Annotated in this window: 20 protein-coding genes; 18 read left to right on the top strand and 2 right to left on the bottom strand. The window is 32.1% G+C overall.

The window, feature by feature from the left end:
* The first annotated feature begins 123 nt into the window (after positions 1-123).
* Both C8D80_RS07125 and C8D80_RS07120 read left to right on the top strand, forming a co-directional pair.
* Positions 124-2,466, top strand: a complete 2,343-nt coding sequence (locus C8D80_RS07125) for a S9 family peptidase (protein ID WP_133608820.1) — start codon at positions 124-126, stop codon at positions 2,464-2,466.
* Position 2,467: 1 nt separating this feature from the next.
* Positions 2,468-2,896, top strand: coding sequence for a GNAT family N-acetyltransferase (locus C8D80_RS07120; RefSeq protein WP_133608818.1), 429 nt, complete (start codon positions 2,468-2,470; stop codon positions 2,894-2,896).
* 165 nt (positions 2,897-3,061) lie between these two features.
* Here C8D80_RS07120 and C8D80_RS07115 read toward each other — a convergent pair whose 3' ends face one another.
* Positions 3,062-5,143: a prolyl oligopeptidase family serine peptidase gene (locus C8D80_RS07115; RefSeq protein WP_133608816.1), complete on the bottom strand. Its 2,082-nt coding sequence runs from the start codon at positions 5,141-5,143 to the stop codon at positions 3,062-3,064.
* 108 nt (positions 5,144-5,251) lie between these two features.
* On the opposite strand from C8D80_RS07115, the gene C8D80_RS07110 reads away from it, so the two are divergent.
* The 14 genes from C8D80_RS07110 to C8D80_RS07045 all read left to right on the top strand — a co-directional run bounded on the left by C8D80_RS07110 (position 5,252) and on the right by C8D80_RS07045 (position 16,151).
* Positions 5,252-5,707, top strand: coding sequence for a hypothetical protein (locus tag C8D80_RS07110; RefSeq protein ID WP_133608814.1), 456 nt, complete (start codon positions 5,252-5,254; stop codon positions 5,705-5,707).
* 30 nt (positions 5,708-5,737) lie between these two features.
* Positions 5,738-7,198, top strand: a complete 1,461-nt coding sequence (locus tag C8D80_RS07105) for a lipopolysaccharide biosynthesis protein (protein WP_133608812.1) — start codon at positions 5,738-5,740, stop codon at positions 7,196-7,198.
* Between the two features lies 1 nt (position 7,199).
* Positions 7,200-7,634 (top strand): dUTP diphosphatase, encoded by a 435-nt coding sequence (gene dut, locus C8D80_RS07100; protein ID WP_133608810.1) that lies wholly within the window; start codon positions 7,200-7,202, stop codon positions 7,632-7,634.
* Between the two features lie 114 nt (positions 7,635-7,748).
* On the top strand, positions 7,749-8,111 hold the full coding sequence (locus tag C8D80_RS07095; RefSeq protein WP_133608808.1) for a four helix bundle protein: 363 nt from the start codon (positions 7,749-7,751) through the stop codon (positions 8,109-8,111).
* 103 nt (positions 8,112-8,214) lie between these two features.
* Positions 8,215-9,225 (top strand): sugar phosphate nucleotidyltransferase, encoded by a 1,011-nt coding sequence (locus C8D80_RS07090; RefSeq protein ID WP_133608806.1) that lies wholly within the window; start codon positions 8,215-8,217, stop codon positions 9,223-9,225.
* Positions 9,226-10,593 (top strand): tetratricopeptide repeat protein, encoded by a 1,368-nt coding sequence (locus tag C8D80_RS07085; protein ID WP_242004824.1) that lies wholly within the window; start codon positions 9,226-9,228, stop codon positions 10,591-10,593.
* Positions 10,594-11,358, top strand: a complete 765-nt coding sequence (locus C8D80_RS07080) for a DUF4292 domain-containing protein (protein WP_133608804.1) — start codon at positions 10,594-10,596, stop codon at positions 11,356-11,358. It begins immediately after the preceding gene.
* Between the two features lie 46 nt (positions 11,359-11,404).
* Positions 11,405-12,640, top strand: a complete 1,236-nt coding sequence (locus C8D80_RS07075) for a murein hydrolase activator EnvC family protein (protein ID WP_133608802.1) — start codon at positions 11,405-11,407, stop codon at positions 12,638-12,640.
* A gap of 77 nt (positions 12,641-12,717) precedes the next feature.
* Positions 12,718-13,668, top strand: a complete 951-nt coding sequence (locus tag C8D80_RS07070) for a 2-hydroxyacid dehydrogenase (protein WP_133608800.1) — start codon at positions 12,718-12,720, stop codon at positions 13,666-13,668.
* Between the two features lie 117 nt (positions 13,669-13,785).
* Positions 13,786-14,127: a TM2 domain-containing protein gene (locus C8D80_RS07065; protein WP_133608798.1), complete on the top strand. Its 342-nt coding sequence runs from the start codon at positions 13,786-13,788 to the stop codon at positions 14,125-14,127.
* Positions 14,128-14,129: 2 nt separating this feature from the next.
* Positions 14,130-14,543 carry a DUF2752 domain-containing protein gene (locus tag C8D80_RS07060; RefSeq protein WP_133608796.1) on the top strand — a complete coding sequence of 138 codons (414 nt, stop codon included), beginning with the start codon at positions 14,130-14,132 and terminating at the stop codon, positions 14,541-14,543.
* Positions 14,540-14,986 carry a DUF4870 domain-containing protein gene (locus tag C8D80_RS07055; protein ID WP_133608794.1) on the top strand — a complete coding sequence of 149 codons (447 nt, stop codon included), beginning with the start codon at positions 14,540-14,542 and terminating at the stop codon, positions 14,984-14,986. The genes C8D80_RS07060 and C8D80_RS07055 overlap by 4 nt, the downstream gene beginning before the upstream one ends.
* Complete coding sequence (locus tag C8D80_RS07050; RefSeq protein ID WP_133608792.1) at positions 14,970-15,755, top strand: M48 family metallopeptidase; 786 nt, start codon at positions 14,970-14,972, stop codon at positions 15,753-15,755. Before C8D80_RS07055 ends, C8D80_RS07050 begins: the two co-directional genes overlap by 17 nt.
* A gap of 42 nt (positions 15,756-15,797) precedes the next feature.
* On the top strand, positions 15,798-16,151 hold the full coding sequence (locus tag C8D80_RS07045) for a hypothetical protein (RefSeq protein WP_133608790.1): 354 nt from the start codon (positions 15,798-15,800) through the stop codon (positions 16,149-16,151).
* 224 nt (positions 16,152-16,375) lie between these two features.
* On the opposite strand, the gene C8D80_RS07035 is transcribed toward C8D80_RS07045, so the two are convergent.
* A complete protein-coding gene (locus C8D80_RS07035; RefSeq protein ID WP_133608788.1) occupies positions 16,376-18,166 on the bottom strand; it encodes a GNAT family N-acyltransferase in 1,791 nt (596 codons plus the stop codon).
* Between the two features lie 196 nt (positions 18,167-18,362).
* On the opposite strand from C8D80_RS07035, the gene C8D80_RS07030 reads away from it, so the two are divergent.
* Both C8D80_RS07030 and C8D80_RS07025 read left to right on the top strand, forming a co-directional pair.
* Positions 18,363-19,124, top strand: coding sequence for an exodeoxyribonuclease III (locus C8D80_RS07030; RefSeq protein WP_133608786.1), 762 nt, complete (start codon positions 18,363-18,365; stop codon positions 19,122-19,124).
* Between the two features lie 85 nt (positions 19,125-19,209).
* Positions 19,210-20,175 carry an OmpA family protein gene (locus C8D80_RS07025; protein ID WP_133608784.1) on the top strand — a complete coding sequence of 322 codons (966 nt, stop codon included), beginning with the start codon at positions 19,210-19,212 and terminating at the stop codon, positions 20,173-20,175.
* The last annotated feature ends 78 nt before the right edge of the window (positions 20,176-20,253 follow it).

Genomic DNA, 20,253 nt, shown 5'->3' with positions numbered 1-20,253 from the left:
ATAACACGGAATCATTTCTTAACAAACAAATATATTTTCCAATAACAATAATTCATTTAACAAAACCTTTTTTTCCTCATTTACTTTTATTGGTATATTTGTAAGAATACAAACTATTTTCCAATGAAAAAATATTGCTGTTTCTTCTTACTACTTTTCACCTTTTTTGGTTATTCGCAAAATCTTCGTTTAGAAGACATCATGAAAGGCGACGAATTCATCGGGCACCAACCTGATAATCAACGTTGGTCTATCGATGGGCAAACCGTTTTATTTGATTGGAATCCGAATAATGAAATCGACAACAGCACCTATTTTTGGAATAAATCGAGTAAGTCGCCTCAAAAAGTAACGACTTCAAATCCTATTTACGATTTGGATTTCATGGCAACACAGAAAGATTATGATGTTGTGTATTATACCAATCAAGGCGTTTTGTATGCGTATACCAAATCCACAAAAAAGACTAAAAAAGTCATTCAATTAGCAGACCGAATTGCCTCTGTTCAAAGAAGTAGTGATCCTAATATCATCTTTTTTCAGCAAAGTCGCAATGTATATCAATTCAATACCAAAGATTTTTCGATTGTTCAATTAACGAATTTTAGAACTGGAAAAGAAAATAAATCGTCAAAAGAAGTAGATTCTTTTCTAAAAGATCAACAGGCAGCATTGTTTCAATTTGTTCGGGATGAAGCAAAAGCAGACGATTGGTATGAAGCGCAATCCAAATCCAAAAAAGAGAAGTTTCCAAAAGAAATTTTCTATGATAAATCATCGTTAGAACAAGTAAAAGCATCGCCTGATGGAAAATTTGTAACCTTTAGAATTTCAGATTATCCAACACAAGCTTCGACTAACGTTGAACATTTTATTACGGATGATGGATTTACTCAAAGTAAAAAAGCTCGCGAAAAAGTATCCGATAAAAATTTCAGTAAGCACAAATTAGGAATTTTCAATGTAGAAAAAGATACTACATATTATGTTTCGTTTTCCAATTTATCAGGCATCAAAGACGCACCAAAATATTATCAAGACTACGAAAATCTAAAAGATAAATCGGATTACGAAACAGCAATAGTAATGCAAAGCCCAGTGTATAGCAAAGACGGAAAAAATGCTGTGTTGGAAATCAGAAGTCAAGACAACAAACACCGTTGGATGGTACAATTGGATTTAGTTTCAGGAAAAATCACCGAATTAGATCATCAACACGACGAAGCTTGGATTGGCGGACCTGGAATTCCAGGCTATAGTTTCAGTAGCGGAACTTTAGGGTTTATTGATAATTCGACTTTTTATTTTCAATCGGAAGCAACTGGTTTTTCGCATTTGTACACATACAATCTGAAAACCAAGAAAAAAGAAGCATTAACAAAGGGTAATTGGGAAGTTCGAAATATTCAATTATCCAATGACGCTAAATCGTTTTACATCACAACTACGACAACACATCCAGGAAACAGAAGTTTTTACAAATTGGACATCGCTTCCAAAAAAATGACTGGAATTTTAACGAATGATGGCAATTACGAAGTAGAATTATCTCCAGATGAACAAACACTTTTAGTACGTTATTCATATAAAAACAAACCTTGGGAATTGTACGTTGGTGCTAATAAACCGAATGCCGATTTGAAACAAATTACGTTTTCAACTACGCCAGAATTCAAAAAATACAATTGGAAAACACCAGAAGTCATCACTTTTAAAGCGGAAGATGGAACGACAGTGTACGCTCGTTTGTACCAACCAAAAGTAGAAAACAAGAACAAAGCGGCAGTTATTTTTGTTCACGGCGCAGGTTATTTGCAAAATGCACACAATTATTGGAGCACGTATCACAGAGAATTCATGTTTCACAATTTGCTAACCGATTTAGGTTACACGGTTTTAGACATCGATTACAGAGCCAGCGATGGTTACGGTCGCGATTTTAGAACAGGAATTTACCGACACATGGGTGGAAAAGATTTATCAGATCAATTAGATGGAAAAAAATATTTAGTAGAAAAAGCAGGAATTGACGCTAATCGAGTTGGAATTTACGGCGGTTCGTATGGAGGATTCATCACGTTAATGGCTTTGTTGACAGAACCAGGTGAATTCAAAGCAGGAGCCGCGTTACGTTCAGTTACCGATTGGGCGCATTATAATCACGGTTACACCTCAAACATTTTAAATTTTCCAGAAACCGATCCAGAAGCGTACAAAAAAAGTTCGCCAATCTATTTTGCGAATAATTTACAAGACAAATTGTTAATGTTACACGGAATGGTAGACGATAACGTACAATTCCAAGACATTATTCGTTTAACGCAACGATTTATAGAATTGGGTAAAAAAGACTGGGATTTAGCTGTATTTCCAGTGGAAGCCCACGGATTTAAAAGAACGTATTCTTGGGTTGACGAATACCGAAGAATTTTAGACTTATTCAACGAAAATCTATTACAAAAATAAAATGCCACAGTTAATTGAATTAGGAACAAAAGCCGAAATGTTGGAGCAATTATCCATCTTACAACAACTATATCCCGATTATACACTTGAAATTTATGGCGATTTGTTAGATAAAATGATTCCACACAATTACAAACAATTAATTGTAGTGGAAAACGGAATCACCATGGGTTTAGCTGGATTTTGGATTGGAACAAAGCTTTGGTCTGGTAAATATTTAGAATTAGACAATGTGGTGGTGCATGAAGATTTTCGTTCGAAAGGAATTGGTAGTATCATGACCGAATATCTCAATCAAAAAGCAATCGATGAAAATTGTAACATGATTGCTTTAGATGCTTATACAACCAACTTTGGAGCACAAAAATTCTACATGAATCACGGTTTTGTGCCCAAAGGGTTTCATTTTGTGAAATATTTGAAGGATTAATTATTAAAGTTTTTTCAATTAAAACAATTAAATTCATTTTGCCACAGATTAATGGATTTTCACAGATTTATTCGATTATTATAGAAAAATCCGTGGAAATTTGTGTAATCCGTGACTTTTTAAAAAAGAATATTGTTGTTTGCTTGCAAACTTTTTCAGTTGACCCTAATTATTCAAGTATTCCCAAATAAAACTATAAAATTCGCTTTTTTGTTTTACCCATTTTTCATAACTAGAAATGTTGCCAGAATGACCAGCACTTTTATTTACTTTTAAATAAATAGGATTTTTTTGCGTTGTTCTATTTTGTAATCTCGCTACAAATTTATAGGATTGAAACGGCGGCACTCTATCATCGTTTTCAGAAGTTATAATTAGGCAAGTTGGATAATTTACGTCTTCTTTAATAGTGTGATAAGGCGAATATGAAAGCATAGATTCAAATTCTTCTTTGTTGTTTGGATTTCCATATTCGTCAAAATGATGTATTCCAGAAGTGTATTTATCAAGCGTAGCCATATCTAATCTTCCCATTTCTGAAACTACAACTTTGAATAAATCAGGGCGTTGTGTCATTGCAGCTCCCACAACTAATCCACCATGCGAACCGCCATTAATGGCTAATTTGTTTGGATTGGTGTATTTTTCTCGAATTAAAAACTCAGCAGCATCTACAAAATCGTTTATTGAATTGATTTTTTTCAATCCTTTGCCTTCTCTGTGCCAGTTTTTCCCTTTTTCGCCACCACCTCTAACTTGTGCAAAGGCATAAACACCGCCTTTTTCCATAAAATATAATAATCCAGTATTGTAATTTGGACTGCTAATACTACCAAAACCACCGTAAACTCTCAACAAAGTGGGATTATTTCCGTTGAGTTCAATTCCTTTTTTATGAATAATAACTATTGGAATATCTTTATTGTCTCTACTTTTATATGTAATCGTTTTGGTTTCAAAATAGTTGAATGGGAATAGAGTAGGTTTTGGAGCAATATAATCGTTAAAATAAATATCATTCGCTCCAGTAGTAATATTTAATCTGTAATTTAAGGATGAAATTGTATTTGAAGAAAACGTAACGAAGAGTTCATTTGTTTTTTCTTCATAAAATTGAATATTAAACTCCAAATTGTGTGGTGCTTCAAATTTTCGAATAAATTTCCCAGTATAATCGTATATAGACATATAATATTTGCCCATATTGTTATATTTACAAATGATATAATTTTCTAAAAATGTGGCTCCAATAAGTAAATGAGAATATACTTGAGGAATCAAAACAGTGTTTTCTGTTCGATTGTTTATATCAAAATAACTGATATTTCCCCACGGATATTTTTCATCTGAAAAGTAGAATTTATCGTTAATAATATTTAAAAGTTCAAGATTCGTTTTGTCGTCTTTTATGAAGTTTTTAAATTCAAATGATTCGTTTTCAATTGTGGAATAATAATAATTTTTAGTAGTTTCATCTTCGCTTGTTTCAACAATAAATAATTTATTTTGCTTGGTAAAAAAACTAAAGTTTGACTTTGTAGTTGAAGTGTCAAACACCAATTGATCTTTGCTTTGAACATCTCCAATTTTATGATAATATAATTGATATGTAGAATCTTTTTCAAAGAATTCTTTGTTTGAATTTTTCTTGTAAAAAACACCTTTATCTGAATTCCAAGAAACATCCGAAAATTTAATATCGGTTAAAACATCATCAAGATATTTTTTGTTCGTAATATCTTTAAATTTAATTTCTTGTCTATCACTTCCGTTCGGACTAATTTTAAAAGCCAAATATTTGGAATTTTTTGAAGGATAATAACCAGACAAAATCACATTCGCATCTTTGTAAAGATCAAACGGATCAACGAGTAACTTACCTGAATCATTTAAACTTTCTCTGTAATATAAAACGATAGGTTTGTTTTTATCTACTCTATAAATACTATAAAAATACTTTCCTTTTTTAGTTGGTAATCCATTTGTAGACAAATAATCGTAATCTTTTATTTTGAATGAAAAATTATAATTTTTGACCAATTCAGATAGTTTTTGTTCGCTAAGATTGTTTTGTAGCTCAACCCAGTCCACAACTTCTTTATTAGTAGTATTTTCTAACCATGCATAATCATCCTGTATGGTAATTCCGTGCTTTGAAAGCGTTGAAGGAACTTTTTTAGTCTCTATTTTTTGTTGAGAAAAAGCGTTTGCAATAATAAAAAGGAATACAAATAAAAATCGTGTCATAATCTTACAAATAATATTACGAAAGTATTAAAATATTATGCTAAACAATGCTTTTGGATTGTTTTTTGCAATAATAAATTCAGTAACTTTATCAAAACGAAATTTATTATGATTCAGTATATTTTAACCATATTCTTTGCCACAACATTAATCTCTTGTAAAACAACTGAAACAATAGTGCAAGAAAACAATTTATCGGCATCTTATGAAACTTGGGTTGCTGGTGTTCGAGGTGGTGGAAGCGGTATCAATTTTTACGTTGATTTAAAAACCGAATTAAGCGAAGGAATTGAACTAAAAAAAGTAATTTTTAGAGGGCATGAAGCGCCTTTTGAAAAACAAGATGCATTACATTTTATTGCAAGAATAAAAACCGAAGGCAATCAACAAAAGTTTGAAGGTGATGATACCAAAATTTACGCCAGTACAAAAAATGCTTTAACCTTAGCCGAAAAAGATGCCGTTTTAATTTTTTTTAAAAACGGAAAAGAAATTCGTCAAACTATTAAAGTAGTTAAAGAAAAACCAGGGTTAGAATATCCTTCGACAAAACCAAAGAATTAATTACATTTGTTATTCTAAAACCAAAGGAAATTGAGTCTTTACAAAAGTCTTTTTAAACAAACGGCAATTTATGGCATAGCAACCGTTTTGCCAAGAATTATCAGCTTCATTCTAAATCCAATTTTTGTCTACTATCTTACAGATAAAGAAAAAATGGGTGAAGTTTCCGTTATTTTTTCCTATTTAGTTTTCTTCAACGTAATCTTATCTTACGGAATGGAAACGGCTTTTTTCCGATTTTATAATTCTGAAGAAAACAAAGGGAAAGTAATATCTACATCCACTATTTCACTATTTTGGTCAACAATAGGATTTTTAGCATTATTCCTTTTGTTCCGAAAAGATTTAGCGCTTTGGTCAGAAATCAATGTGGAATATGTTGTTTTCACTATTTGGATTTTAGCTTTAGATGCTTTGGCAATTATTCCGTTTTCAAAAATTAGAGCTGAAGGTCGTCCGATAAAATATGCGGTAATTAAGATTTCAAACGTATTAATCAATTTGTTGTTAAACGTTTTCTTTTTAATTCTTTTACCCGATTTAGCAAATGAATCATCAAATCCGTTATTACAAACCATCTATCATGATGATTTTCAAATTGGGTACATTTTTGTTGCAAATTTAATTGCAAGTTTAGTCACATTACTTTTCGTTTTACCCGATTATTTCAAAATCAAATGGCAATTTGATGCTGATTTGTGGAAGAAAATGATGCAATACGGTTTGCCTATTTTAGTCGCAGGAATTGCCTTTGCCATCAACGAACATTTCGACAAAATTTTATTAGATTGGATGAAAGTCGACATGGCAGATATTGGAGCCTATTCTGCTTGTTACAAAATCGGAATGTTTATGGTGTTGTTCCGAACCGCTTATTCTTTAGGAATTGAACCGTTTTTCTTCAGTCACGCAAAAAATGAAAATGCGCCTCAAACCTACGCCACGATTACTAAATATTTTGTCATTTTCGGTTCGTTTATTTGCTTAGGTGTTATCGTTTTTGCTGATATTTTAAAATTAATTTTAGTGCCAAAAGATATTTATTGGGATGCGATGGATGTTGTGCCGTTAATAGTTTTAGCAAATTTCTTTTTAGGCATTTATACCAATTTATCCGTTTGGTACAAATTAATCGACAAAACCAGAATTGGCGCTTATATTTCTATTGTTGGAGCTATTGTAACTTTAGTTTTAAATCTACTTTTAATTCCAATTATCAGTTACATGGGTTCTGCAATTGCTACTATTTTGGCTTACGGAACTATGATGTTCATTTCGTACTACATGGGACAAAAAAAATATCCAATTCCATACGATAAGAAATCGATTTTCACTTATTTGGGATTGGCAATAGTGCTTTCGGGAATTTCATTTTATGTACCCATTTTACGTGAAACTTATGTATTCGGAATTGCATCTATCTTGTTTTTTGCTTACTTTGTATACCGAAACGAAAAAGAAACTATTTTAACGATTATCAGAAGAAAATAATATGCAAATTAAAATCATCAATAAATCAAATCACGAGTTACCAAACTATGAAACCATCGCTTCAGCAGGAATGGATTTACGTGCGAATATTTCAGAACCCATAACCTTAAAATCATTAGAAAGAACCATTGTTAAAACCGGACTTTTCATTGAATTACCAATCGGTTTTGAAGCACAAGTGCGTCCAAGAAGCGGTTTAGCAGCCAAAAAAGGAATCACTGTTTTGAATTCACCAGGAACAGTTGATGCTGATTACCGTGGAGAAATCGGTGTGATTTTAGTAAATTTATCCAATGAAGATTTCGTAATCGAAAATGGAGAACGCATCGCCCAATTAATCATCGCCAAACACGAACGCGCTGAATGGCTTGAAGTAACCGAATTATCTGAAACTTCAAGAGGTGAAGGTGGTTTTGGAAGCACGGGAGTGAAGTAAAACTTCAACATTCAAAATTCCAAGTTGAATATTCGTTGTTGAAAATGTTGAATATTCAATGTTGCACAACGAATTTTGAAATAGTAAACAGTAACATAAATAATTATATAAGCCATGAAAAAATTTGATTTACACGAAAGACTAATTGATTTTGCAGTACAAATCATTAACATTACTGACAACGTAAAAACAACAAAAGCAGGTAATCATTTGTCGGGACAAATTGTTAGATCAGGAACTGCACCATCTTTGAATTATAGTGAAGCACAAAGTGCAGAATCAAGAAATGATTTTATTCACAAAATGTCTGTTGTTTTAAAGGAACTCAGAGAAACACATTCTAATTTAAAGAATATTTTTAGAGCAAAATTATATTTAGGACAAGAGATTGAAATAGATACAGCAATTAAAGAAAATGATGAATTAATATCAATTTTTGTAAAAAGTATTGAAACATCAAGAAATAAAAATAAGTAAATAATAAATCAATATTCAAAATTCCAAGTTGAATATTCCAAGTTCAAAAAATGTTGAATATTCAATGTTGAACAACGAATTTTGAAGTTTAAACATATTCTATATGAAAATAATCGTACCAATGGCAGGTCGTGGTTCACGCCTTCGCCCACATACATTAACTATTCCAAAACCATTAATTCCTGTAGCAGGAAAACCAATCGTTCACAGATTAGTAGAAGATATTGCCGGAGTTTTAAATCAGAAAATAGACGAAGTTGCGTTTATTATTCACGAGAGTTTTGGTAAAAAAGTAGAAGAAGATTTAATTGCCATTGCTCAAAAATTAGGTGCAAAAGGAACTATTTATTATCAAAACGAAGCCTTAGGAACAGGTCACGCGATTATGTGCGCCAAAGATTCTTTGAGTGGTCCAGCTGTTATTGCTTATGCTGATACGTTAATTCGTGCTGATTTTGATTTGGATACTTCAGCCGATAGCGTTATTTGGGTAAAACAAGTCGACCAACCAGAAGCTTTTGGTGTTGTGAACTTAAATACAAATGGAGAAATTATCGAATTGGTAGAAAAACCAAAAGAGTTCGTGTCGGATTTAGCGGTTATTGGAATTTACTATTTCAAAGATGTTGCCGTGTTGAAAAACGAATTGCAATCGGTATTAGATAACAACATTATCCATGGTGGCGAATACCAAATTAACGATGGTATTAAGCAAATGATGGCAAAAGGCATGAAATTTGTACCAGGTAAAGTCGACGAATGGATGGATTGCGGAAATAAAGACGTTACTGTTGAAACGAACACAAGAATGTTAGGTTTTTTACATAACGATGGCGAACATTTAGTTGATTATGATGTGAAATTAGAAAATTCAACTATTATTCCACCATGTTATATTGGTGAAGATGTGGTGTTGATTAATGCTACTGTAGGTCCAAATGTTTCATTAGGAAAAGGATGTCACGTAATTGATTCAACCATAAAAAATAGTTTGATTCAAACACACGCTCATATCAAAAATGCCAAATTGGACAATGCAATGATAGGAAATCACGCGAGTTTTGATGGTAATTTTACAAGTATTAGTATCGGAGATTATTCGGTTTTAGAATAGATGATAAAGAAAAAACACATAGCTTTATTTACATTCCTGCTTTTCAGTTTTGGGAATCACTTGTTGGCGCAAGAAAATCCTGATGCGATTGCATTGGTGGATGACCAATTGGAAAATAATTTTTACGAAGCCGTGAAACAACGTGGTATTGAAAATTACGATAAAGCTATTGTGGCGATTCAAAAATGTATTGAAAAAGATTCAAAAAATGCTTCTTTTCAATATGAATTAGGCAAAAATTATTTGAGCCTAAAAAATTATGTTGATGCCGAAAGTGCTTTCAAAAAAGCGGTCGAGTTAGACAACAAACAACGTTGGTATTGGAACGGATTGTACGATGTGTATTATCAAACTAAAGATTATCAAAAATCGATTCCGATTGTAGAAAAATTAATTGAGTTTGATGGTAACATGAGAGAAGATTTGGTTTCGCTTTACATGAATACCAACCAACACGGAAAAGCGTTAGAATTGTTGAAAGACATGGAATCGAAATCTAAGTTGACCAGCACCATGGAATACTATAAATTGAAGATTCAAGAATCAAATGCCTATACAAAACCACAAAAAGAACAATTAGAAGAAGCAATTAAAAAGAATCCTAAAGACGAACAGAATTACATCGACTTAATAGTTTTATACTCGAGTTTCAATCAGGAAGACAAAGCCTTTGAAGTTGCAAAACAATTGGAAAAAGAAATCCCAAATTCCGATTGGGCTCACGTGAGTTTGGTGAAGTTTCATTTGAATAATAACGATGGCACGAATGCTTCAAAATCTATGTTTAAAGTTTTGGACAACGATAGAATGGATTTAAAAATTAAACATCGCGTTTTTAATGAGTTTTTAATTTTTGCAGTTAAAAATCCAACGTATTTAAAAGATATCGATAAAGCAATTCCTTATTTTGATAACGATAGAGAAATTAATGTAGCTAAAGAAGTAGCTAAGTTTTTCTGGAAAAAGAATGATTTAGAAAATGCTTCGAAATATTTTGATAAAGGAATCAAAAAGAATTCGGATGACGTTGAAGCTATGGAATTGTACTTAGAAGTGTTAATTCAAAAGCAAGATTTTCAGTTGGTTAGTAAAAAAGCAGAAGAGTATTTGGAGTCATTTCCAACACAAGTTGGGTTTTATTTTTATGCAGGTTTAGGATACAATCAACTTAAAGAATATAAAAAAGCAAAGAACATTTTAGAAAACGGCTTGGATTTTGTAGTTGAGTTTAATCCTTCTGAATCTGGGATTTACAACAATCGTTTCAATGTTAATTTTTACAAACAATTAATTATCAGTTGCGAAAACTTGAATGAAAAGGTTAAAAAAGAAGTGTACACCAACAAATTAAAGCAATTACAAAAATAAATGAAGTCAATACTATCAGCCTTTTTAATCGTTTTTTTAATCGGATGTAAATCAAAGCAATCCGTAACTACAGCTGCTGCAAATGAAAATACAGAAGTTTCAAAAGTAATCAAAGGTCATTATAAAAACGAGCACGATTTTACCACCTTAAATATCAGAGCAAACGCTAAATACGAAGATGAGAAACAATCTCATTCTATGAATGCCGATATTCGAATTAAAAAAGACGAAATCATTTGGATTAATATTAAATTCTTAGGAATTCCAATGGCAAAAGCGATGATAACTCCAACAAAAGTGAGCTATTACGAAAAGATAAATAACACATATTTTGAAGGCGATTTCAGTATGTTAAGCAATTGGTTAGGAACTGATTTGGATTTTCAAAAAGTACAGAATTTATTTCTTGGAAAAGCAATTGACGATTTAACAAAAGATAAATGGGTTTCTGAAGTAGTAGAGAAAATGTTTAAGTTGTCGTTGCCAAATGGTTCAGATATTGCAAAAGAATTTTATTTTGAGGGCGCTAATTATTTATTAAAAAAAGAAACGATAACTCAAGCAAGTCAAAATCGTAGTTTAGAAATTCGTTATCCTTCGTTCAAAGAAGAAAAAGGAATGTTTTTACCAAATGAAATCAACATAAAAGCGGAACAGAAAGACAAAGTGACTATCGATATTGAGTATAAGAACACAACATTTAATGAAAATTTGAGTTATCCTTTTTCAATACCTAGTGGTTACACCGCAGTTGAAATCAATTAATTTTTTATTTAAGTAAAAAAACTACCTTTGTAAAAATCCTTATTGCATGAACCAATTCATTAAAATCCTATTTTTCTTTTTCATCACAACACTATGTTTTGCTCAACCTTCTGAACAGCAAAAGTTAGAAGAGCGTAAAGCACAAATTCTGAAAGAAATTTCAGAAAATAAATCGCGTTTAGAAGCGGAAAAAAAGAAAGAAAAATCGGTTTTAAAACAAATTAGTGAGCAAAAAGGACTAATTCAATTGCGACAAAAATTACTCAATACAACGGCAAAGCAAACCCGTTTATTAAGTGACGAAATTTATTTAACACAGTTAGAAATGAACAAGTTAAATAGAGAGTTAAAAGTATTGAAAGAAGATTATGAAAAAATGATTGTAAAATCATACAAAAGCCGAAACGAGCAAAGCAGAATTATGTTTATTCTTTCAGCAGAAAATTTTCTTCAAGCCTATAAGCGAATCCAATATATGAAACAATATGCTGGATTTAGAAAAATGCAAGGTGAAGAAATCAAGGATAAACAAAATAAATTAGTAGTCGCTGAAAAACGATTATCAGAAAGTAAAAAAGAAAAAGAAGTTGTTTTAGCGCAAACTGAAAAAGAAAAACAAGAATTAGAAAAGGAAAAGCAAGAACAAGAACGTTTAGCAAAATTAATTCAAAAAGATAAAAAGAAAATATCGGCTGAAATTAGTAAGAAGCAAAAAGAAGCAAAAGATATTGATGCAAAAATCAAAAAATTAATTGCCGCAGAAATTGCAGAAGCTAATAAGAGAAATGCTGCAAAAACAGGAACGACTGCTCCAAAGGCAGGAACAACTGCCGCAACAAAATTTGTTTTATCTGCTGAAGGTAAAGTGGTTTCAGATAATTTCAAAGCGAATAGAGGTAAGTTACCATGGCCAGTAGTTGATGGTTATATTTCATTAAAACATGGCGATCAACCACATCCAGTTCATAAAAATTTGACCATTCATAATAGTGGTGTTGAAATTTCAACAAAACCAGGTGCTTCGGCAAGAGCTGTTTTTGGTGGCGAAGTGTTGCAAGTTCAGGTAATTTCAGCAAACAATAAAGCGGTTTATATTCAGCATGGAGATTTTATTACTGTTTATTTGAATTTATCTTCTGTTAGTGTGAGCAAAGGTCAAAAGGTAACAATCAAACAAAATATTGGAAAAATTCACACCGATTCTTCTGGAAGTGCAGTAATTAAGTTTTTAGTATTACAAAATACGACAACGTTAAATCCAGAATCTTGGTTAAACTTATAAAATAAGAATGAGGTCGAAATGGCCTCATTTTTTTTGGATTCCATTTTATTTGTACTTTTATATTTTATTTGTAAAACATGAATTTAGCCAATATCAAAATACTTCATATCGATAGTAACCATCCGTTACTTTGGGAACAATTGCAACAAGCGGGTTTTCATAACGAAGCCGATTTTACTTCATCCAAACAAGAAGTAGAAGCCAAAATTGAAAACTACCACGGAATTGTCATTAGAAGTCGTTTTAAAATTGATAAAACGTTTTTAGATAAAGCTACAAATTTGCAATTCATCGCGCGCGTTGGTGCTGGTTTAGAAAGTATCGATTGTGATTACGCTACAGCGAAAGGAATTCATTTAATTGCTGCTCCAGAAGGAAATGCAAATGCAGTTGGCGAACATGCTATCGGAATGTTATTATCGCTTTTTAATAATCTAAACAAAGCCAATAACGAAGTAAAATCGGGTCAATGGAAGCGTGAAGCCAATCGCGGACATGAGTTAGAAGGCAAAACCATCGGAATTATTGGTTATGGCAACATGGGAAAATCATTCGCTAAAAAATTACGTGGATTTGATGTAACCGTTTTATGTCATGATATTTTACCGAATATGGGAAATGAAAATGCTACTCAAGTTGCATTATCCGAACTTCAAGAAAGAGCAGATGTTTTAAGTTTACACACGCCATGGACACCTGAAACCGATAAAATGATTAATTCGGATTTCATAAATAAATTCAAAAAACCATTTTGGTTAATTAATACGGCAAGAGGAAATTCAGTTGTAACAGAAGATTTAGTTCAAGCTTTAAAATCTGGAAAAATTTTAGGCGCTGGTTTAGATGTTTTAGAATACGAAAAACTATCTTTCGAAACCTTGTTTGAAGGTGAAAAACCTGCCGCTTTTGAATATCTTTTACAAGCTGAAAACGTCTTGTTAACACCACATATTGCAGGTTGGACATTTGAAAGCCATCAAAAACTTGCCCAAACCATTGTAGATAAGATTTGTAAGATTTATCAATAATATTTGTAACAATTCTAGTTGTTGTCGACTAATAAAGAAAATGTTTTTATATTAGCATTTTATGGCGCATCCGAAAAGCCTTACGAGTAGGAGACAACTAAAACAAACAATTTTACAATGGAATCACAAAAAGTAGACATGTTCATGATGACGAACGCGAAATTTTTCGAAGGATATCAATTAGCATCTATCAGAGAACGTTTATTACAAATGGAAGATGAGAAATGGCCAATGGTACAAACAGTTCAGTTTAAAGACCCTACAACCGCATTAATTTTATCTATTTTTGCAGGAAATTTAGGTGTTGATAGATTTTATATAGGCGACACAGGTATGGGTGTTGGGAAATTATTAACTTGTGGAGGATTATATGTTTGGACAATCGTGGATTGGTTTTTAATTCAAGGAGCTACCAAAGAGAAAAACATGGAGTTATTCAACAGAACTTTTATGTTCTAATAATGCATAAAAACAAGCTATATCTATTTCTTTTATTCGCTTGTTTTGTAGGGTATAGTTGGTTGCTTTTTTCGTTGCAACACGAACACGAAATTCAAAGTCAAGAATTTACCGTTTGTCTGTTTAAAAAAGTAACCACTATTCCTTGTCCTTCTTGCGGAACTACACGTTCTGTAATGCAACTTTCACACGGAAATTTTCTTTCAGCAATTTTAATCAATCCTTTTGGTATAATTGTTGGGCTAATAATGATAATAGCTCCCGTTTGGATTAGCTATGATTTCATTCAAAAAAAGGAAACATTTTACACCACTTATTTAAAAATTGAAACTATACTCAGAAAACGAAAAGTCGCTATTGTACTTATCATTCTGGTAATAGCCAATTGGATTTGGAACATTAAAAAAAATCTATGATTACAACAGCAAAATTTAATTATCAACCTCACGAATCGGAACTAGAACGTGCGTCGAATAGCTATTTGATGTCATTAGTAGCCGTAATTGGTGGTTTGCCATTGCCTATTTTAAATTTAATGGCGAGTATCTTCTTTTATTTAGGAAACCGAAAAAGTACAGCGTTTGTAAAATGGCATTGTACACAAGCTTTGGTTTCTCAATTGGGATTATTTTTCTTTAATAGTGCTGGTTTTTGGTGGACTATGTCTATTCTTTTTCAAGATGGAGAGGCAACCAATTATTACTTTGCTTACATTATTACGTTAGTGGTTTTTAACTTAATTGAGTTTTTCTCTACCTTAATTATCGCAACTAAAGTAAGAAAAGGACAACACACTGAATTCTTCTTTTTTGGAGATGTAACTAATTTAATTTGCAAAACGAATGAAGACAATAAGTAAAGGATTAGTTATCGTAGCACTATTTTTTGGTGTTTGGATGTTGTTATCGCAAATTGATTTTGTGAAACATTTTAAGGTAAAAGAAGCCAAAACAGGAACTGAAAAAACACTTGGTGATATCATTTGGAACGAAATTGAAGACACCGAAACTATCATTTTTGATGATTCGATTGTGAATACTTTGGATTCTTTGTTATTGCCAATTTGTAAAGAAAACGGCATCGAAAGAGACAGTTTAAAAGTACACATCGTTGACAAAGATGAAGTAAACGCTTTTGCTATGCCTGATAATCATTTAGTAGTTTACACAGGTTTAATCAAAGCTTGTAAAAACGAGCAAGCGTTATTAGGTGTTTTAGGTCACGAAATTGCCCATATTGAAGGCAATCACGTAATGAAAAAATTATCGAAAGAAATTGGTCTTTCTGTTTTATTATCGATTACGACTGGTTCAAATGGTGCGGTTTTAAGTGAAATTTTAAAAACACTTTCATCATCAGCCTACGACAGAAGTTTAGAAACCGAAGCCGACATGCAAAGCGTAAAATATATGCTTAACGCGAATATCGATCCAAGACCATTTGCTGATTTTCTTTACGAATTATCCGTTGATAATGAGTTACACAAATATACGTATTGGGTTTCCACTCATCCCGAATCAGAAGCGAGAGCCAAAACCATTTTGAATTATTTAAAAGGTAAAAAGATAGAATCGAAACCTATTTTAACTAAAGAAGCTTGGGAAGATTTTAAGGATAAGGTTGAATAGTTTTATGCAAGTTCTTGAGTAAATTTGGTTTAATAGATTCGAATGGAAAATAGAAAACAATTAAAAAAATCGCCGAAAGAGAAAGTTTGTGTTTTTTTTGTAATGGTTGGATTGGTAAGCATTATTTATTTTATAGCGACAAGTTTGAGAAGTGAAAGAATTGAAGAAATAAAATTCATAAAAGCAGATTATCATACTATACGTGGAATTGTTACTGAAAAACATACTTATAAAGGGAATTCTATTCACGTGAAATATAAAGTCGATGGAAAATTTTATGAAGGAATTGATGGTTTTGAAGAGAGGTATAAATTTGACATAGGAGATAGTCTTTTTATAAAATATTCAAAGACAAAACCAGAATTGATGATAACTGAATATAATTCTGAATATTAAAGCCTAAGTCGCTTATAACAAATAATGGTGAATTAACTTTTGGTCAATCTATTACAAGACATTTATTCGACCCAATTGATATGTTTCCTTTTGGAATTATTGGAATTTTGACTATAAAAAATTCAAGTAAAAATCAACGGTTGGGTGATATTATTGCAAATACGACTGTTGTTGAGGTTAAAAAATAGAACCTAATTATCAAAAGAGAAAGGCTAATCAATCGATTAGCCTTTCTCTTTTCTTTCCAATTCCGCTTGAAACTCTTCCATTACAGGTTTCATGGTACTTTCAGGAATATCAGATATTCGAATGTACATTAATCCGTCAACCGCATTATTAAATAGTGGATCCACATTAAATGCAACCACTCTTGCGTTTTGTTTGATGTATTTCTTAATTAAAACCGGTAAACGTAAAGTTCCTGGTTCTAATTCGTCGATAATTTTGTCAAATTTATTTAAGTCTGACTCGGTTTCGTTAAAAACAAAATCTTTATCAGCGTCTTTCAGTTTTACTTTGAACTCTTTTTTCGGATGCACATATTGCGCAATGTATGGGTCGTAATAATGCGACTTCATGAATTCAATCATCAACGATTTTGAAAATTCAGAAAACTGATTGCTAATACTTACGCCACCAATCAAATATTTATGTTCAGGATAATGTAAAGTCGTGTGAACGATTCCTTTCCATAGCAAGAACAAAGGCATTGGTTTTTGTTGGTATTCTTTAATAATGAACGCTCTACCCATTTCGATAGATTTACTCATCATATCATACAATTCAGGTTCAAAACGGAACAATTCATGCAAATAAAAACCATCAATTCCGTGCTTTGGATAAATATGCGAACCTAATCCCATTCGATAAGCGCCAGCAATACACTGTGCTTCTTCATCCCACAAAAACATGTGATGATAGTATTTGTCGTAAGCATCTAAATCTAACGATTCATTTGTTCCTTCGCCTACTTCTCTAAATGTAATTTCGCGCAAACGACCAATTTCGTGTAAGATATTCGGAATTTTATCAGCGGTTACGAAGTAAACTTCATAATTTTTACTTTGTAATAAGCGGTAATCACCATTTTTTAGAAAAGCCATCTCTTCTAAAATTTGATCATGATTTGCTGGTTTCGCAATTTGCTTTGGAGGTTTTGGAATGCTTAATTTTGGTAAATTAATTTTACTTTCCTCTTCAAAAGCATTCGAAAGCATATAGGTTTTCTTGCGTAAGAAATCACCATACGCTTCAATATCTTGGTATTCGTTTTGTTCTGCTACCGAAATAGGTTTTCCAATACGAACTTTAATTACTCTATCTTTTTGCGTTAGTAATTCACTTGGTAATTTTGCAGTTCTAAGTGTGTCATTTATTTTAGATAAGAAGTAAAACAATCTACTATTCTTAGCATGAAAATAAATAGGAATAACTGGAACTTGCGCTTTACGAATGACTTTTATTGCACCTTCTTCCCAAGGTTTATCTACGACTAATTTACCATCTTTATAAGTAGAAACTTCTCCAGCAGGAAACATTCCTAATGGTTTTCCATCGCTTAAATGACGTAACGTTTCTTTAATTCCAACAACGCTTGATTTTGCATCTTTATGATTTTCAAACGGATTAACCGGCATAATGTACGGTTTCATCGGTTCGATGCGATGCAATAGAAAGTTGGCAATAATTTTGAAATTCGGTTCTCTTTCAAGCATTAATTTCAACAATAAAATACCGTCAATTCCGCCAAGTGGATGATTAGAAATAGTAATATAAGCGCCGTCTTTTGGTAAACGTTTTAAATCTTCTTCTGGGATTTCGAACTTGATTTGGAATTCATCTAAAATAGCATTCAAAAATTCCAATTCACTCAAATGTTTGTTTCGGTCATAAATTTTGTTCAGCGAAGAAATCTTAAGCACTTTCATGAGCAACCAGCCCGAGAAAGTCCCGAAAACCCCGTATTTGTCAGCATTAATTGCCTTTGCAACTTCTTTAGCAGTAACTAAACCCATTTATAATTTGTTTATTGAGCAAGAAACAAAGATAAGAATTTTGATGAATTTTCAGCACTTTTCATTTGCTAATAAAAAAGACGATTTTGTTATATTTTTTAGTAGCTTGATAGTTAGTGAATTATGAAATCGATGAAATCTAATCTTTATTTTTAAAAACCTTTTTCTTATATTTGGTCAAAAGCTATAGTAGTAAATGAAAATCATATCATACAACGTTAACGGAATTCGAGCAGCCATTACCAAAGGTTTTTTAGAATGGTTGCAACAAGCAAATCCCGATGTTATTTGTCTTCAAGAAATTAAAGCTACCGAAGACCAAATTCCTAAAATCGAAATTGAAGCAGCAGGTTATCCGTACCAATATTATTTTCCAGCTGAAAAAAAAGGGTATAGTGGTGTGGCAGTTTTGTCAAAAATCGAGCCTAAAAATGTAGTTTTCGGAACTGGAATTCAGCACATGGATTTTGAAGGAAGAAATTTACGAGTAGATTTTGAAGACGTTTCTATTATGAGTTTGTATCTTCCATCTGGCACAAATATTGATAGATTAGATCATAAGTTCATGTTCATGGACGATTTTCAAAACTATGTTAATGAGTTGAAAAAAGAAGTTCCAAACTTGGTAATTTGTGGTGATTACAACATTTGTCACGAAGCAATCGATATTCATGATCCAATAAGAAATGCAAAGATTTCGGGATTTTTACCTGAAGAACGAGCTTGGTTAGATGGTTTCATAAAAAGTGGATTTGTTGATACGTTTCGTCATTTGAACAAAGAACCACACAATTACAGTTGGTGGAGTTATAGAGCTAATGCTCGAAATAATAATAAAGGTTGGAGAATCGATTATTGTTTGGCAGCCGAACCTTTGAAAGATAAAATTCAAAGAGCATTAATTTTACCCGAAGCCAAACATTCCGACCATTGCCCAGTTTTAGTAGAAATTAAATAAAAGTTCAATTACAAGTTCAAATTCAAAGATCAACGTCAAACTTGAAACCTGAAACTTGAAAATCAATTATAAAAACAAAATAAAAATGATTAGAAAAATTGCCCTTGCTTGCGTAGTTTTAAGTTTAACTACTTCATGTGTTTCTAAAAAAATCTACCAAGATTTAGAAAATAAATATGCCGATTTAAAGAAAGAACACAACGCTTTATCTGACGAAAATGGATTACTAAAAACCGATAAAAATCAGTTGGAATTAGACAAAAACAATCTTCAAACGGAATTAGACAAAACCAAAGCAGAACGTGATAAATTAGCGGCAGATTATGCTGCTACAAAAAAGAGTTTAGATAATTTGAAAGCGTCTTATGCAGCTCTTGAAAAAGACAGCAACGATGCTTTAGAAGCTAATATTAACAAAAACAGACAATTGTTAGCCGAGTTAGAAGCAAAACAAAAAGCTTTAGCAGCGGAACAAGATCGTTTAAACAAATTGAAAAAAGATTTAGAAGCTTCGTCAACTCGTTTAGCCGAATTAGAAAAAATGATGGCTGACAAAGAAGCGGCTATGAAAAAACTAAAAGAAACGTTATCTAAATCCTTAAAAGCTTTTGAAGGTAAAGGTTTGACTGTAACTGAAAGAGATGGGAAAGTGTATGTTTCTATGGAAAACAAATTACTTTTCGAATCAGGTAGTTGGACAGTTGGCTCAGAAGGAAAAAAAGCAGTGGATTTAGTGGGGAAAGTTTTAGGAGATAATCCAGACATTTCTGTTTTAATTGAAGGGCATACTGATAATGATAAAATCACAGGAACTATTGGTGGTGGAGTAGAGAACAATTGGGATTTATCTACAAAACGTGCTACAGCGATTGTGAATATTTTATCTGCAAACGCCAAAGTGAAAAAAGAAAACTTAACAGCTGCGGGTCGTGGTGAATATGCGCCTTTGATGAGCAACGAAACGGCTGAAGGAAAAGCAAAAAACAGAAGAATCGAAATCATCTTAACGCCTAAGTTAGATGAAATTTCTAAAATGTTGAATGATCTATAACATTTCATAAAAGATTGATAAAAAAGGCTTGAGTTTAAAATTCAAGCCTTTTTCTTTGGGTTAAACTTTGTAACTTTG

Source organism: Flavobacterium cheniae (genome assembly GCF_004363695.1).
GTDB lineage: Bacteria > Bacteroidota > Bacteroidia > Flavobacteriales > Flavobacteriaceae > Flavobacterium > Flavobacterium cheniae.
The sequence above is the reverse complement of the archived record's forward strand: the minus strand, read 5'-3'. Positions and strand labels throughout refer to the sequence as shown.

Excerpts from the sequence above, each read along its gene's own strand:
- C8D80_RS07125 (WP_133608820.1), top strand. The coding sequence starts at position 124 with ATGAAAAAATATTGCTGTTTCTTCTTACTACTTTTCACCTTTTTTGGT.
- C8D80_RS07120 (WP_133608818.1), top strand. The coding sequence starts at position 2,468 with ATGCCACAGTTAATTGAATTAGGAACAAAAGCCGAAATGTTGGAGCAA.
- C8D80_RS07115 (WP_133608816.1), bottom strand. The coding sequence starts at position 5,143 with ATGACACGATTTTTATTTGTATTCCTTTTTATTATTGCAAACGCTTTT.
- C8D80_RS07110 (WP_133608814.1), top strand. The coding sequence starts at position 5,252 with ATGATTCAGTATATTTTAACCATATTCTTTGCCACAACATTAATCTCT.
- dut (WP_133608810.1), top strand. The coding sequence starts at position 7,200 with ATGCAAATTAAAATCATCAATAAATCAAATCACGAGTTACCAAACTAT.
- C8D80_RS07095 (WP_133608808.1), top strand. The coding sequence starts at position 7,749 with ATGAAAAAATTTGATTTACACGAAAGACTAATTGATTTTGCAGTACAA.
- C8D80_RS07090 (WP_133608806.1), top strand. The coding sequence starts at position 8,215 with ATGAAAATAATCGTACCAATGGCAGGTCGTGGTTCACGCCTTCGCCCA.
- C8D80_RS07085 (WP_242004824.1), top strand. The coding sequence starts at position 9,226 with ATGATAAAGAAAAAACACATAGCTTTATTTACATTCCTGCTTTTCAGT.
- C8D80_RS07080 (WP_133608804.1), top strand. The coding sequence starts at position 10,594 with ATGAAGTCAATACTATCAGCCTTTTTAATCGTTTTTTTAATCGGATGT.
- C8D80_RS07075 (WP_133608802.1), top strand. The coding sequence starts at position 11,405 with ATGAACCAATTCATTAAAATCCTATTTTTCTTTTTCATCACAACACTA.
- C8D80_RS07070 (WP_133608800.1), top strand. The coding sequence starts at position 12,718 with ATGAATTTAGCCAATATCAAAATACTTCATATCGATAGTAACCATCCG.
- C8D80_RS07065 (WP_133608798.1), top strand. The coding sequence starts at position 13,786 with ATGGAATCACAAAAAGTAGACATGTTCATGATGACGAACGCGAAATTT.
- C8D80_RS07060 (WP_133608796.1), top strand. The coding sequence starts at position 14,130 with ATGCATAAAAACAAGCTATATCTATTTCTTTTATTCGCTTGTTTTGTA.
- C8D80_RS07055 (WP_133608794.1), top strand. The coding sequence starts at position 14,540 with ATGATTACAACAGCAAAATTTAATTATCAACCTCACGAATCGGAACTA.
- C8D80_RS07050 (WP_133608792.1), top strand. The coding sequence starts at position 14,970 with ATGAAGACAATAAGTAAAGGATTAGTTATCGTAGCACTATTTTTTGGT.
- C8D80_RS07045 (WP_133608790.1), top strand. The coding sequence starts at position 15,798 with ATGGAAAATAGAAAACAATTAAAAAAATCGCCGAAAGAGAAAGTTTGT.
- C8D80_RS07035 (WP_133608788.1), bottom strand. The coding sequence starts at position 18,166 with ATGGGTTTAGTTACTGCTAAAGAAGTTGCAAAGGCAATTAATGCTGAC.
- C8D80_RS07030 (WP_133608786.1), top strand. The coding sequence starts at position 18,363 with ATGAAAATCATATCATACAACGTTAACGGAATTCGAGCAGCCATTACC.
- C8D80_RS07025 (WP_133608784.1), top strand. The coding sequence starts at position 19,210 with ATGATTAGAAAAATTGCCCTTGCTTGCGTAGTTTTAAGTTTAACTACT.